This window comes from Stenotrophomonas lacuserhaii (genome assembly GCF_039674585.1).
GTDB lineage: Bacteria > Pseudomonadota > Gammaproteobacteria > Xanthomonadales > Xanthomonadaceae > Stenotrophomonas > Stenotrophomonas pennii_A.
Window position 1 is genome coordinate 38,400 of record NZ_JBDJNU010000001.1, and the last position, 13,429, is coordinate 51,828.

Here is a 13,429-nt window from a genome sequence, read left to right on the forward strand (position 1 = left end):
GCACGACTGTCCAATCGCTCCGGGTTCATAGCTTCTTACTATTGATGAGGTTGAGCGAATCGAATGTACGTTCCCGCGCGCGGTGCTTACCGTGGGATGGGACATCGATTTACGTTCCCTATAAACATTCGCCAGTACACAGGTAGAGACCCATGAATAGCGAAGCGAAGTGCCCGTTCAACCACGCCGTCACCGGTGAAGGCACCACCAACCGGGACTGGTGGCCCAAGCAACTGCGCGTGGACCTGCTCAACCAGCATTCCTCGCGCTCCAATCCGCTGGATCCGCAGTTCGACTACGCCACCGCGTTCAAGGGCCTGGACTACCAGGCGCTGAAGAATGACCTGAAAGCGTTGATGACCGATTCGCAGGACTGGTGGCCGGCCGACTTCGGGCACTACGGTGGCCTGTTCGTGCGCATGGCCTGGCACAGCGCGGGCACCTATCGCATCGGCGATGGTCGCGGCGGTGGTGGCCGTGGACAGCAGCGCTTCGCCCCGCTCAACAGCTGGCCGGACAACGTCAGCCTGGACAAGGCACGACGCCTGTTGTGGCCGATCAAACAGAAGTACGGGCAGGCTGTTTCCTGGTCGGACCTGCTGATCCTCACCGGCAATGTCGCGCTGGAATCGATGGGCTTCAAGACGCTCGGCTTTGCCGGCGGTCGCCCGGATACCTGGGAACCGGACCAGGACGTGTACTGGGGTCGCGAGACCACCTGGCTCGGCGGCGACGAGCGCTACAAGCATGGTTCGGAAGGCGTGGAGAAGGCCGGCGGCGTGCTGGTATCCGATGACGATGCCGACGGCGACGTGCATTCGCGCAAGCTGGAAAACCCGCTGGCCGCCGTGCAGATGGGCCTGATCTACGTAAACCCGGAAGGCCCGGACGGAAATCCCGATCCGCTGCTGGCTGCCTTCGACATCCGCGATACCTTCGGCCGCATGGCGATGGACGACGAGGAAACCGTCGCGCTGATCGCCGGTGGCCACAGCTTCGGCAAGACCCACGGTGCAGGCCCGGCCGACAACGTCGGTCCGGAACCGGAGGCCGATGGACTGGAACGCCAGGGCCTGGGCTGGAGCAACCGCTTCGGCAGCGGCAAGGGCGGGGACACCATCACCAGCGGCCTGGAAGTCACCTGGACGCGCACCCCGGCGCAGTGGAGCCACGACTTCTTCGAGCTGTTGTTCAAGCACGAGTGGGAACTGACCAAGAGCCCGGCGGGCGCCCACCAGTGGGTGGCCAAGGATGCCGAGGCGGTGATTCCCGATGCACACGATGCATCGAAGAAGCACCGTCCGACCATGCTGACCACCGATCTGTCGCTGCGTTTCGATCCGGCCTACGAAAAGATCTCGCGCCGCTTCCTGGCCGATCCGCAGGCCTTCGCCGATGCCTTCGCGCGCGCCTGGTTCAAGCTGACCCATCGCGACATGGGCCCGCGTGCCCGTTACCTGGGGCCGGAAATCCCGGCCGAAACCTTCATCTGGCAGGACCCGGTGCCCGAAGCCACGCATCCACTGGTGGACGCCAGGGACGTGGCCGCGCTGAAGCAGAAGATCGCCGCCAGCGGGCTGGGCGTGGCCGAACTGGTGTCCACCGCGTGGGCATCGGCATCGACCTTCCGTGGCGGTGACAAGCGCGGTGGTGCCAATGGGGCACGCGTGCGCCTGGCCCCGCAGAAGGACTGGGCGGTCAACCAGCCGCAGCAGTTGGCCAAGGTGCTGGCCGCGCTGGAGAACGTGCAGGCCGACTTCAACGGTGCCGGTGGCGCCCAGGTGTCACTGGCTGACCTGATCGTGCTGGCCGGTGGCGTGGGCATCGAGCAGGCGGCAAAGGCCGCTGGCCATGACATCAGCGTGCCGTTCACTCCCGGCCGCACCGATGCCAGCCAGGAGCAGACCGATGTGGAGTCCTTCGCGGTGATGGAACCGGCGGCCGATGGCTTCCGCAACTACCTCAAGGGCCGCTACAGCGTCCCCGCCGAAGCGCTGCTGATCGACAAGGCCCAGCAGCTGACCCTGACCGCACCGGAACTGACCGCACTGGTCGGCGGCCTGCGCGTGCTGGGCGCCAACGTGGACGGTGGCAAGGACGGCGTGCTGACCGATCGTGTCGGCACGCTGAGCAACGACTTCTTCGTCAACCTGCTGGACATGGGCACGCAGTGGAAGGCCGCCGGCGATGGCTACGAAGGCAGCAGCCGCAACGGCGGTGATACGCGCTGGACCGCCAGCCGTGCGGACCTGGTGTTCGGATCGAACTCGGTGCTGCGCGCGGTGGCCGAGGTGTATGCCAGTGCCGATGGCCAGAAGAAGTTCGTGCAGGACTTCGTCGCCGCCTGGACGCGGGTGATGGAGCTGGACCGCTACGACCTGCACGGCTGAGGTCGCAGCCCCTCACCCGGGCGGCATGGACCGCCCCGGGTGGGTGACTGGTCCCGGTGGGTGACTGGTCCCGGTGGGTGACTGGTCTTGGTGGGTGACGACCGTTGGTCGTCACCGCCTTTCACCCCACACTCAAAGCGCGTCCAGGTCCCCCAACGCGCGGATCAGCTTTCGCGCCCGCTTGTCCGGCTTGTGCTCCGGCGCCTTGTAGCCATCACGCGCCGCGATCCGCACTGCACGCTGCTCTGCACGGCGTGCCCTGGATGCGTCTGTTTCCGCATACAGCTGCTGGGCCACCGGCGCCGGACCGCGCTGGTCGCTCAACGCGGCCACCGCGATTTCGAAGTGCTCTTCGCCGCGCTCGATGGTCAGCTGCTCGCCGACCCGCACCGCGCGCGAGGACTTCGGCCGCTGGCCAGCTACGGTTACCTTGCCGGTTTCAACGGCCTGTTTGGCCAGGCTCCGGGTCTTGAAGAATCGTGCCGCCCACAACCAGATATCCAGACGGACGCTGGGCTGCGGCAGGGAAAGCTCGGTCATCGACAGGGGTTGCTCCGCGGGCTCGTTCAAGGAGATGCTGTTCAGGACATGCGGCCTTCCCTGCGGCAATCAAGCTTCCCCCGGTTGCCTGCTGCGCCCCTCGGTGAATGATTCACCGGCACATCCCGCAGACCCGCCAGATGCTAGGGTGCGCGCACGCCCGTTCGATCTCCAACCCATGGCAAAAGCGCCGCTTGACCTCACTTCCGGCCCGATCGGGCGCAACCTGCTGCTGTTCTCCCTGCCGATCCTGGCGGGCAACATCGCGCAGTCGCTGAATGGCTCGGTGAATGCGGTCTGGGTCGGGCGGTTCCTCGGCGAAGCGGCACTGACCGCCACGGCCAACGCCAACAACATCATGTTCTTCCTGATCGGCTCGGTGTTCGGCATCGGGATGGCCTCGACCATCCTGATCGGCCAGGCGATGGGCGCCAAGGACATCGGCCAGGCGCGCCGGGTCATGGGCACCAGCGCGACCTTCTTCATCGGCTTGTCGGTGGTGATCGCGGTGGCCGGCTGGTTCCTGGCGCATCCCCTGCTGGCGGCGATGGGCACACCCGCCGCGTCGTTGCCACTGGCCGAGGCCTACCTGAAGGTGATCTTCCTGGCGATGCCGACGCTGTACGCGTTCGCGTTCCTCAGCGCGGCGATGCGCGGTGCGGGCGATTCGCGGACGCCGTTCCGCTTCCTGCTGGTCTCCGTCGCGCTGGACATCGTATTCAACCCACTGCTGATCTTCGGCCTCGGGCCGCTGCCGGAGCTGGGCATCGCCGGTGCCGCATGGGCCACGTTGATCGCGCAGACACTCTCGCTGGTTGCGCTGCTGCTGTACATGCGCCACAAGCGCCACGTGCTGTGGCTGGGGCGCAGGGACATGGCGCTGTTCAAAGTGGACCTGCCGATCCTGAAGGCGCTGGTGGTGAAGGGCGTGCCGATGGGCCTGCAGATGGTGCTGATCTCGCTGTCGATGATCATGCTGATGACCATGGTCAACCAGTACGGCACCGATATTGCAGCCGCCTACGGCGCATCGCTGCAGTTGTGGACCTACGTGCAGATGCCGGCGATGGCGATCGGTGCGGCGTGTTCGTCGATGGCCGCGCAGAATGTCGGTGCGCAGCTGTGGGGCCGCGTGCGCGCCACCGCGCGGCAGGGCGTGCTGTTCAATTTCCTGCTGACCGGCGTGCTGATCGCCCCGTTGATCCTGCTGGACCGCTACACGCTGGCGCTGTTCCTGCCCGATGGCAGCGAGGCGCTGCAGGCGGCCCGGCACCTCAACCACATCGCGGTGTGGTCGTTCCTGTTCTTCGGTGTCAGCTTCGTGATTTCCGGCGTGGTGCGCTCCACCGGTGCGGTGCTGGCGCCGCTGCTGATCCTGGCCGGGTCGCTATGGGGCGTGCGGGTGCCCTTCGCCGAACTGCTGCAGCCGTACCTGGGCGTGGATGCGATCTGGTGGAGTTTCCCGGCCAGCTCACTGGTGTCGATGCTGCTGTCGCTGGCGTATTACCGCTGGGGCGGATGGCGCAAGGCGAGGATGCTGGACAGCCCCGCGCATGGCACGCCGGCCGAAGTCCCGGCCAGTCCGCCTTCGCCGGTGGCCGATCCGGATGCCGCGTTGGACATCGCCGCGCCTGCGGCCGTGTCGCCCGCCACGCCACCGCGCTGAGGCCGCCCGCGCAGGGTCCGCTGCGCTCGCCGACCGTGGGTCGGCGCTACCCAGTGCCCGGTAGCGCCGAGCCGTGCTCGGCGGAATCTCTCCGCTGAGGCCCGCTGCGCTCGCCGACCGTGGGTATGCCGGTCGTCCTGACCGGCACCCTCCAGGCCGTCGCAAGCGACGTTGGCAGCGGCTCCTGCCGCTGCCTGCGGCGCTACCGGGGGTGTCGCGGACCTTGCCTCAGGGCGCGATGTCTTTCCACAGTGGCAGGCCCAAGCGCTGCCGCTGGTAGCGCAGCATCACCGCCATCAGCACGCCGAAGGCCAATCCGGCCAGCACGGCCGTGGTCACCATCCCCAGCCCGGTCATGCCGCTACTGCGCCACAGCATCAGCCACATCACCGTGCCCCAGCCCACGCCGAACCACGCACCAGTGGTCAGCACGTTGGTGGCGAAGGTGCTGAGAATCGGCGGGGCGATGCCCCAGCCCAGCCGCCAGAACAGGCGGTACAGCGGCGGCGCGGACATCGAGCGCTTCACGCCGGCGGCGTCCAGTTGCTGCAGTGCGCGGCGCACCGGCGGCGGATAGCGCTCGGAAATCGGGGGAGTAGACGTATTCATCCCCGGAACATAGCCGCTGCCCGGACCCAAACGCAAACGGCCGCCCGAAGGCGGCCGTTGCGGCGACAACCGGAGTTGTCGGCAGGTCTTACTGGGCAGCCTTGGCAGCCAGGCGCGCGGCCTTGGCCTGCGCAGCAGCAGCCAGATCTTCCTTGATGCGGGCAGCCTTGCCTTCCAGGCCACGCAGGTAGTACAGCTTGCCGGCGCGGACCTTACCACGACGCTTCACTTCGACCGAGTCGATGATGGCGCTGTGGGTCTGGAAGACGCGCTCGACGCCGTAGCCGTGCGAGATCTTGCGCACGGTGAAGGCCGAGTTCAGGCCGCCGTTCTTGGTCGCGATCACAACGCCTTCGTAGGCCTGGACGCGCTCACGGTTGCCTTCCTTCACCTTCACGTTCACGACGATGGTGTCGCCCTGGCTGAACTTCGGCAGTTCGCGGGTGATCTGGGCGGCTTCGAAGTCCGCGAGAATGGTTTTGTTCAGCTTGCTCATGGGTTACACCGATTCATATGTTCGGGTGGGCGTGTCATTCGACAGCGTGGGCTCATGCGGTCACTGGACTGTGCCGCACGTTTGTTATGTATGGAGCACATCGACCAGTACGGGCGATGGTAATTCGCAATCATAGCCCAATACGGGCCGTCCTTGCTAGGGGGTGTTGTCGCTTTCCAATCCGTCCCGGCCCTGTGCCAGCAGCTTGCGATCAGCCTTGTTCAACGTGGACTCGTCCAGTAATTCGGGCCGCCGTTGCCAGGTCCGCAGCAGCGACTGCTGCCTGCGCCAGGCAGCGATGGCGGCATGGTTGCCCGAGCGCAGCACATCCGGGACGTCACCCAGCGGATGCTGGGCCGGCTGGCTGAAATGCGGGCAATCGAGCAGCCCCAGTTCCCCTTCGAAGCTGTCCTGGGCGGCGGATTGCGCGTCATTCAACGCGCCCTCCTGCAACCTGGCCACGGCGTCGATGATCACCGCCGCCCCCAGTTCGCCGCCGGACAGCACGTAATCGCCGAGGGAAATCTCCTCGTCGACCGCACTGGCCAGGAACCGTTCGTCGATCCCCTCGTACCGGCCGCAGAGCAGGATCATGCGCGGCAATGCCGCCAGTTCGCGCACCTTGGCCTGGGTCAACGGGCGTCCCTGCGGACTCAGGTAGATCACCGGCGCCGGGGTCGGGTCTGCCGCGCGCACCGCAGACAGGCAGGCCTGCAGCGGTTCGATCAGCATCACCATGCCCGGCCCACCGCCGAACGGGCGGTCGTCCACGCGGCGGTAGTTGCCTTCGGCGTAATCACGCGGATTCCAGCCGTGCAGGCTGAACAACGCTTTTTCCTGCGCCCGGCCGACCACGCCCAGTCCGGCGGACTGGGCAAGGAATTCCGGGAACAGGGTGATGACGTCAAAGCGCATCAGAAGTCCGGATCCCAGTCGACGATGACCAGGTTGGCATCGAAGTCCACGGATTTGACGAACTCCGGCTGCACGAACGGGATCATCCGCTCACGGTCGCCGCGGGTGACCAGCACGTCGTTGGAACCGGTGGAGAACAGGTGCGACACCTGACCCAGCGATACCCCGTCGATGGTCTTGACGTCCAGGCCTTCCAGGTCGACCCAGTAGTACTCGTCCGGCTTCGGCGGCGGCAGCGAGCTGCGTGCCACGTAGACCTCGGTACCGCGCATGGCCTCGACCACGTCACGGTCATCCACGTCGGGGAACCGGGCGATCAGGTGCTTGCCGGTATCGCGACCGCGGACGCCGGAAAGCGTGGATTCCTGCCCCGAGGGGCTGACCACGATCCACGGCTGGTAATTGAAGATGGCAGAACGCGGCTCGGTCCAGGACTCGAGCTTGAGTTCGCCGCGCACACCAAAAGCGCCGGCAACCCTGCCCAGCAGGATCCGGCGCTCGATATCTTTCATCTGCGTATGCCAGATGGGCCGCGACGGGCGCGGCCCTTCAAGATCAGGCCGCAGCGGCCTGGGACTTGGACGCTTCCTTGATCAGGTTGCGGACCTTGTCGGTCGGCTGGGCGCCGTTCTTGACCCAATGGTCAACGCGGGCCAGGTCCAGCTCGATGCGCTTCTCGCCACCCTGTGCAACCGGGTTGTAGAAACCGACGCGCTCGATGTTGCGGCCGTCGCGGGCGCTACGGACGTCGGTCACGATGATGTGGTAGAACGGACGCTTCTTGGCGCCGCCGCGGGTCAGTCGAATCTTGACCATGGTGTATTTTCCTATGTAACCCAGTCGCCAGGATGGCGCGGTAAGCCGACGATTATAGCGGCAGGTTCGGCCCAAGCCAACCCCAGCCTGGGTTTGCGGCCTTCACGCCTGCAACGGCTGCCATGGCACCGCAGCCATCACCGCCCTGCCCTGTGCTGCCAGCACCTCCGATCCGGCCAGCGCGCGGCCGTCAATGGCCCCCAGCGGCCAGATCCCGCTGGCGTTGCAGGCAAACGCCGCCTGGATTCCGTCCAGCTCCGCCGCGGCGACCGCCCTCACCCCCTGCGGCCCGTCCCAATGCTGCCGCAGCAGCGCCTCGGCGGTGCCGCGCAGCGCCGCGGCCTGCGGCCATACCAGCTGCTGCCCATCGTGCAGGGCCAGGTTCCAGGTGCTGCCTTCGCTGACCAGACCCTCCGCGGTCAGGAACAGCGCGTCGTCGAAGCCGGCGGCCATCGCCTCGCGCCGCTGCTGGAACAGGCCGAACGTCCCCACGTGCTTGAACCCCGCCAGTTCGCGCTGATAGCGCACGCTGCACACCGCGCGCGAAGCGCTCAGCCGCACCGGCGCGGACACGGCCACCAGCACGTCCACCGGCACCACGGACAACGGATCGCGGAAATCGAAGGCACGGGAAAACACCGTCACCCGCAGCGATGCATCGACCACCCCGGCATCCTGCAGCGCCTGCGCCATCCATCGCTGCACCTGGCGCTCATCGAGCACGCTGCCGAACAGCGCCTGCGTTGCATGCGCCAGGCGCTGCAGGTGCAGGTCCAGCCCCTGCACTGCATGGCCGCGTACCTGCAGCGAAGTGAAGTGGCCATAATTCACCAACGCCGCGCCCAATGTCGCCGCATCGGCCGGTTGGCCATTGCAGAACAGCGCGCTGCTGCCCGTCGCGCTCACAGGCGCGCCTGCGCGTCCTGCCACCAGCGCTGCAGCAGGCCAGCGGCCGGTTCGGCACGCGCCATCCACGCCGACTGCCCCGCCCAGGCCTGCATCGAAGCCAAGGCGTTGTCGCGTGTCGCCTGCGCACGCATCGCCGCAGTCAGCCCGCGCTGCACCGGATAGGGTCGCGGCGGCGGCGCATCGACTTCGGCGGCCGCACGTACGTAATCGGTGGCCAACCCGCGTCCCAGCCGGCCACTGAAGGCACGGGTGGGCCAGGTGTCTTCCGGTTCACTGGTCGCCAGCGCATCGGCCCATGCCGACGCGATCGCCGCCTCCGGGGTGCGCAGGAACGCGGTGCCGATCTGCACCGCACTGGCGCCCAGCGTGAGTGCGGCGGCGATGCCACGGCCGTCGGCGATGCCGCCTGCGGCAATCACCGGGATGTCCAGATGGTCGACCAGGCGCGGCAACAGCGAGAACAGGCCCACCAGCTGGCGCTCGGCCTGGGCCGGGTCAAACGCACCACGGTGTCCGCCGGCTTCGAAGCCCTGCGCCACCACCGCATCGGCACCGGCGGCCTGCGCGGCACGCGCTTCGGCCAGGGTGGTCGCACAGGCGATCCAGGCAATGCCGGCGTGCTTCAACCGTTGCACCTGGCGGTCGTCGAGCACGCCCATGATGGTGGACAGCACGGCCGGCCGTGCGGCGAGTACGGCGGTGAACTGATCGTTGAAGTCGGCCGGACCGGCGTCGCCGGCGCTGGCCGGCACCTCGGGTCCCCATTGCGCCAGCAGCGCGCGGGTTGCCGCTTCGGCCTGCGCATCGCGCAGCGCAGGCGCATCGGGGATCCACAGATTCACCTGCGCCGGGCCGCTGCTGCGGCGACGGAAGTCATCCATCCAGCGGCCGATATCGGCCGCAGGCGAAAGCACCGCGCCCATCGCGCCCATGCTGCCGGCGGTTGCCAATGCCGCCGACAGCGGCACCGGACAGGCGCCGGCCATCGGCGCCAGCAGGATCGGCATCTGCAGGTTGAAGCGCTGGCAGAAGCGTTCTACCCGGCCAGCAATTCCATCATCACGCATGCATCGAGCCTCTTTTGATGAGTCCGTGCGGGGCAATCCGGCATCAGCGGAACGGCAGGCCGCGGCCGCCCATGGCGCCCATCATGCCCTTCATGCTGCGCATCATGCCCTTCATGCCGCCGCCGGCCATCTTGCTCATCATCTTTTCCATCTGCATGTACTGCTTCATCAGCTTGTTGACGTCGGCCGGCTGGGTGCCCGAACCGCGCGCGATGCGGGCACGACGCGAACCGTTGAGCAGGCCCGGATTACGCCGTTCCTTCTTGGTCATCGAGCTGATGATGGCGATCATGCGCGGCACTTCCTTGCCCTGGCTGACCTGCGCCTTGAGGTGTTCGGGGATCTGCCCCAGGCCCGGCAGCTTGTCCATCAGCCCGCCGATGCCGCCCATGTTCTGCATCTGCTCGAGCTGGTCGCGCATGTCGTTCAGGTCGAACTTCTTGCCCTTGGCGACCTTCTCGGCCAGCTTCTGCGCCTTGTCCTTGTCGACCTGCTGCTCGACCTGCTCCACCAGCGACAGCACGTCGCCCATGTCCAGGATGCGGCTGGCGATACGGTCCGGGTGGAACACATCCAGGCCGTCCGGCTTTTCACTGACGCCGACGAACTTGATCGGCTTGCCGGTGATGTAACGCACGCTCAGCGCGGCACCACCACGGGCATCACCGTCGGTCTTGGTCAACACCACGCCGGTCAGCGGCAACGCATCGCCGAAGGCCTTGGCGGTGTTGGCCGCGTCCTGGCCGGTCATCGCATCGACCACGAACAGCGTTTCGGCCGGATTGACCGCCGCGTGCAGGGCCTTGATCTCGGCCATCATCGCTTCGTCGATGGCCAGGCGGCCGGCGGTATCGACGATCAGCACGTCCACGAAGGACCTGCGTGCGTCATCGATCGCCGCGCGCACGATGGCTTCCGGCTTCTGGTCGGCGCTGGAGGCGAAGAACAGCACGCCCACCTGTTCGGCCAGGGTCTTCAGCTGCTCGATCGCGGCCGGACGGTAGACGTCGGCCGACACCACCATCACCTTCTTCTTGCGCTTTTCCTTCAGGTGCTTGGCCAGCTTGCCCACCGTGGTGGTCTTGCCCGCACCCTGCAGGCCGGCCATCAGGATGATCGCCGGTGCCGGCACGTTGAGGTTCAGGTCGCTGGCTTCAGCGCCCATCACGTTGGTCAGCTCGTCGCGGACGACCTTGATCAGGGCCTGGCCCGGGGTCAGCGACTTCAGCACTTCCTGGCCGACCGCGCGCTCCTTGATGCGTTCGATCAGCGCCTGCACCACCGGCAGGGCGACGTCGGCTTCCAGCAGCGCGATGCGCACTTCGCGGGTGGCGTCGCGGATGTTTTCCTCGGTCAGGCGGCCACGGCCGCGCAGGCGCTCGATGGTGCCGGAAAGGCGCTGGGTCAGGGACTCGAACATGCGATGCAACCTGTCTGGAACGGGGGACAATGAGGCAGACAGTATAGCCGGTCGCCCCGGCGACCCGGGCGCGCGCGATGGGCCGTCGCCACTGCGTTGGGGGTGTGCGAAACTTCCACGATGACAATCGTTCTCATCGCAGCCCTGCTCTACCTGACCGCCACCGCCGCGCTGGTGCGCGCGGTCGGCAGCGATACGCCCCGCCCGGGCCGCGGTTGGCTGGCCGCTGCGGTGCCGGCGATGCTGCTGCACGCCGGCTACCACGTGCAGGTGGCACTGCAGAGTGCCGGCGGGCCGGACATGCACTTCTTCGCCGCGCTGTCGCTGGTCGGCCTGGGCATGGCCGGGCTGACCTCGCTGGTCGGCGCGCGCGGTCGCATGGCGGCACTCGGCGTGGTGGTGTTTCCGCTGGCGGCGGTGCTGCTGGGCGCCTACCACGGTTATGGGCATGAGCCGAGCAAGGAACTGGGCTGGCGGCTGGCCACCCACGCCTGGCTGGCACTGCTGTCCTACGCCACGCTGAGCATCGCCGCGCTGCTGGCGATCATGCAGTGGCTGCAGGAACGCGCCCTGCGCCGCCGCGAATTCCGCCCCTGGCTGCGCGCCCTGCCACCGCTGGCGGACCTGGAATCACTGCTGTTCCGGGTGATCACCGTCGGCTTCTTCCTGCTGACCCTGACCCTGGTCACCGGCGTGCTGTTCGTCGATGACCTGCTGGCGCAGAAGCTGGTGCACAAGACCGTGCTCAGCGTGCTGTCGTGGATCGTGTTCGGGGTGCTGCTGATCGGCCGCCGCCGTTACGGCTGGCGCGGCCTGAAGGCCGTGCACTGGACCCTGAGCGCGATGCTGCTGCTGTTGCTGGCGTTCTTCGGCAGCCAGTTCGTGATCGAACTGGTCTTCGGGCATACGACCCGGTGAAGCATCGGGTCGTATGCCCACGCATTCCACCTTATCCCCGCGCCGTTGGCGCGCCCCCTTGAACAACAAGGGGGCTGTTCACCAGCAAGCCTGCGCGCGCACCCGGCCCATCGCATTACAGGGCCGGTAACGCCGTGCCGGCAGGTTACGCGCCAGCCGCTTCCAGCGCTTCGGACAGGCGCTCCACCGCGATCACTTCCATGCCCTTCACCGTGCCGCCTTTGGGCGCGTTGGCCTTGGGCACGATGGCGCGCTTGAAACCATGGGTAGCCGCTTCGCGCAGGCGGTCTTCGCCGTTCGGTACCGGGCGGATTTCGCCGGACAGGCCCACTTCCCCGAAGGCAATGGTCTTCTCCGCCAGGGCGCGGTCCTGCAGCGAGGACAGCACCGCCAGCAGCACCGGCAGGTCGGCCGCGGTTTCCTGCACGCGGATGCCGCCGACCACGTTGACGAACACGTCCTGGTCGCCGACCAGCACGCCGCCGTGGCGATGCAGCACCGCCAGCAGCATCGCCAGCCGGTTCTGTTCCAGGCCCACCGCCACGCGGCGTGGATTGGACAGCGGCGAGGCATCCACCAGCGCCTGCACTTCCACCAGCAACGGCCGCGTGCCCTCGCGGGTGACCATCACGCAGGAGCCCGGCTGCCGCGTGCTGCCGCCGGACAGGAAGATCGCCGAGGGATTGGAGACTTCCTTCAGGCCCTTGTCGCCCATCGCGAAGACGCCCAGTTCGTTGACCGCACCGAAGCGGTTCTTGAACGCGCGAAGCAGGCGGAAACGGCTGCCGCTTTCGCCTTCGAAATACAGCACCGCGTCGACCATGTGCTCCAGCACGCGAGGGCCGGCGATACCGCCTTCCTTGGTCACATGGCCGACCAGGAACACGGCGGTGCCGGTCTCCTTGGCGAAGCGCACCAACCGCGCGGCGCTTTCACGGACCTGGCTGACCGACCCGGGCGCAGCGGTCAGCGATTCGGTCCACAGGGTCTGGATGGAGTCAGCCACGATCAGCCGCGGCTTGGCCTTGCCGGCGTGCTGCAGGATGGTTTCCACGCAGGTTTCGGCCAGCGCGTTGACGCCCTCCAGCGGTAGCTCCAGCCGGTGCGCGCGGCCAGCCACCTGGGCCAGCGATTCCTCGCCGGTGACGTACAGCACCGGCAGTTCGGCGGCCATGAGAGCCACCGCCTGCAGCAGCAGGGTCGACTTGCCGATGCCCGGGTCACCGCCGACCAGCACCACCGCGCCCTCCACCAGGCCACCACCGAGCACACGATCGAACTCGCCGATGCGGGTGGTGACACGGATGTGGTCGGCCTGCGCCACGTCCTTCAGGGCGGTGACCTTGGGCGGATCGATCTTGCCGGCCCAGCCGCTGCGACGGGAGGCCGGCGCACCGGCCGCCGCCGCGCTTTCCACGACGATTTCCGACAGCGTGTCCCAGGCCTTGCATTCAGTGCACTGGCCCTGCCATTTGCTGTAGTCGGCGCCACATTCGCTGCAGACGTAGGCGGTGCGGCTCTTGGCCATGATCATTCCGGTTGCGCGTTGGAGGGCGAGCATAGCCGAGCCCCGTCGCAACCGCTGCGACGCGCCATTCCGGCAGGGGTCCCCCGGCCATGCGTGATGCTCCACTCAGGTTCAGGGCAGGCCGGCCGCTACCATGTGCGCCGCCCTGCGCGCCC

General features: G+C 67.4%; 13 protein-coding genes. 3 read left to right on the forward strand and 10 right to left on the reverse strand.

The window, feature by feature from the left end; all coding sequences use genetic code 11:
* Positions 1-152 precede the first annotated feature (152 nt).
* Positions 153-2,390: a catalase/peroxidase HPI gene (gene katG, locus ABE522_RS00155; RefSeq protein WP_346589733.1), complete on the forward strand. Its 2,238-nt coding sequence runs from the start codon at positions 153-155 to the stop codon at positions 2,388-2,390.
* Positions 2,391-2,522: 132 nt separating this feature from the next.
* On the opposite strand, the gene ABE522_RS00160 is transcribed toward katG, so the two are convergent.
* Positions 2,523-2,930, reverse strand: coding sequence for an RNA-binding S4 domain-containing protein (locus ABE522_RS00160; protein WP_346589734.1), 408 nt, complete (start codon positions 2,928-2,930; stop codon positions 2,523-2,525).
* A 178-nt stretch (positions 2,931-3,108) separates the two neighbouring features.
* Between ABE522_RS00160 and ABE522_RS00165 the strand changes: the two genes are divergently transcribed.
* Positions 3,109-4,596: an MATE family efflux transporter gene (locus ABE522_RS00165; RefSeq protein ID WP_346589736.1), complete on the forward strand. Its 1,488-nt coding sequence runs from the start codon at positions 3,109-3,111 to the stop codon at positions 4,594-4,596.
* A 228-nt stretch (positions 4,597-4,824) separates the two neighbouring features.
* Here the strand turns inward: ABE522_RS00165 and ABE522_RS00170 are convergent, their stop codons facing one another.
* The 8 genes from ABE522_RS00170 to ffh form a co-directional block, all read right to left on the reverse strand.
* Positions 4,825-5,205 (reverse strand): DUF6404 family protein, encoded by a 381-nt coding sequence (locus ABE522_RS00170; protein ID WP_346589737.1) that lies wholly within the window; start codon positions 5,203-5,205, stop codon positions 4,825-4,827.
* 88 nt (positions 5,206-5,293) lie between these two features.
* Positions 5,294-5,701: a 50S ribosomal protein L19 gene (rplS, locus tag ABE522_RS00175; protein ID WP_101100249.1), complete on the reverse strand. Its 408-nt coding sequence runs from the start codon at positions 5,699-5,701 to the stop codon at positions 5,294-5,296.
* A gap of 156 nt (positions 5,702-5,857) precedes the next feature.
* Positions 5,858-6,616: a tRNA (guanosine(37)-N1)-methyltransferase TrmD gene (gene trmD, locus ABE522_RS00180; RefSeq protein WP_346589738.1), complete on the reverse strand. Its 759-nt coding sequence runs from the start codon at positions 6,614-6,616 to the stop codon at positions 5,858-5,860.
* Entirely contained in the window at positions 6,616-7,128 is a 513-nt protein-coding gene (rimM, locus tag ABE522_RS00185) for a ribosome maturation factor RimM (protein ID WP_346589740.1), read from the reverse strand. The genes trmD and rimM overlap by 1 nt, the downstream gene beginning before the upstream one ends.
* A gap of 43 nt (positions 7,129-7,171) precedes the next feature.
* A complete protein-coding gene (gene rpsP / locus ABE522_RS00190) occupies positions 7,172-7,432 on the reverse strand; it encodes a 30S ribosomal protein S16 (RefSeq protein ID WP_042612633.1) in 261 nt (86 codons plus the stop codon).
* Between the two features lie 102 nt (positions 7,433-7,534).
* On the reverse strand, positions 7,535-8,338 hold the full coding sequence (locus ABE522_RS00195) for an aminotransferase class IV (RefSeq protein WP_406846272.1): 804 nt from the start codon (positions 8,336-8,338) through the stop codon (positions 7,535-7,537).
* Positions 8,335-9,408, reverse strand: coding sequence for an NAD(P)H-dependent flavin oxidoreductase (locus tag ABE522_RS00200; protein ID WP_346589742.1), 1,074 nt, complete (start codon positions 9,406-9,408; stop codon positions 8,335-8,337). The genes ABE522_RS00195 and ABE522_RS00200 overlap by 4 nt, the downstream gene beginning before the upstream one ends.
* Before the next feature lie 43 nt (positions 9,409-9,451).
* On the reverse strand, positions 9,452-10,828 hold the full coding sequence (ffh, locus tag ABE522_RS00205; protein ID WP_101100245.1) for a signal recognition particle protein: 1,377 nt from the start codon (positions 10,826-10,828) through the stop codon (positions 9,452-9,454).
* 120 nt (positions 10,829-10,948) lie between these two features.
* Here ffh and ABE522_RS00210 point away from each other — a divergent pair, with 120 nt between their 5' ends.
* Complete coding sequence (locus ABE522_RS00210) at positions 10,949-11,746, forward strand: cytochrome C assembly family protein (RefSeq protein WP_346589744.1); 798 nt, start codon at positions 10,949-10,951, stop codon at positions 11,744-11,746.
* Positions 11,747-11,891: 145 nt separating this feature from the next.
* On the opposite strand, the gene radA is transcribed toward ABE522_RS00210, so the two are convergent.
* Entirely contained in the window at positions 11,892-13,274 is a 1,383-nt protein-coding gene (gene radA, locus ABE522_RS00215; protein ID WP_346589745.1) for a DNA repair protein RadA, read from the reverse strand.
* Positions 13,275-13,429: the final 155 nt, after the last annotated feature.

Bases quoted from the DNA above. Each gene is read 5' to 3' on its own strand.
- trmD (WP_346589738.1), bottom strand. From the start codon at position 6,616: ATGCGCTTTGACGTCATCACCCTGTTCCCGGAATTCCTTGCCCAGTCC.
- ABE522_RS00165 (WP_346589736.1), top strand. From the start codon at position 3,109: ATGGCAAAAGCGCCGCTTGACCTCACTTCCGGCCCGATCGGGCGCAAC.
- rpsP (WP_042612633.1), bottom strand. From the start codon at position 7,432: ATGGTCAAGATTCGACTGACCCGCGGCGGCGCCAAGAAGCGTCCGTTC.
- katG (WP_346589733.1), top strand. From the start codon at position 153: ATGAATAGCGAAGCGAAGTGCCCGTTCAACCACGCCGTCACCGGTGAA.
- radA (WP_346589745.1), bottom strand. From the start codon at position 13,274: ATGGCCAAGAGCCGCACCGCCTACGTCTGCAGCGAATGTGGCGCCGAC.
- ABE522_RS00200 (WP_346589742.1), bottom strand. From the start codon at position 9,408: ATGCGTGATGATGGAATTGCTGGCCGGGTAGAACGCTTCTGCCAGCGC.
- ABE522_RS00160 (WP_346589734.1), bottom strand. From the start codon at position 2,930: ATGACCGAGCTTTCCCTGCCGCAGCCCAGCGTCCGTCTGGATATCTGG.
- ffh (WP_101100245.1), bottom strand. From the start codon at position 10,828: ATGTTCGAGTCCCTGACCCAGCGCCTTTCCGGCACCATCGAGCGCCTG.
- rplS (WP_101100249.1), bottom strand. From the start codon at position 5,701: ATGAGCAAGCTGAACAAAACCATTCTCGCGGACTTCGAAGCCGCCCAG.
- ABE522_RS00170 (WP_346589737.1), bottom strand. From the start codon at position 5,205: ATGAATACGTCTACTCCCCCGATTTCCGAGCGCTATCCGCCGCCGGTG.
- rimM (WP_346589740.1), bottom strand. From the start codon at position 7,128: ATGAAAGATATCGAGCGCCGGATCCTGCTGGGCAGGGTTGCCGGCGCT.
- ABE522_RS00210 (WP_346589744.1), top strand. From the start codon at position 10,949: ATGACAATCGTTCTCATCGCAGCCCTGCTCTACCTGACCGCCACCGCC.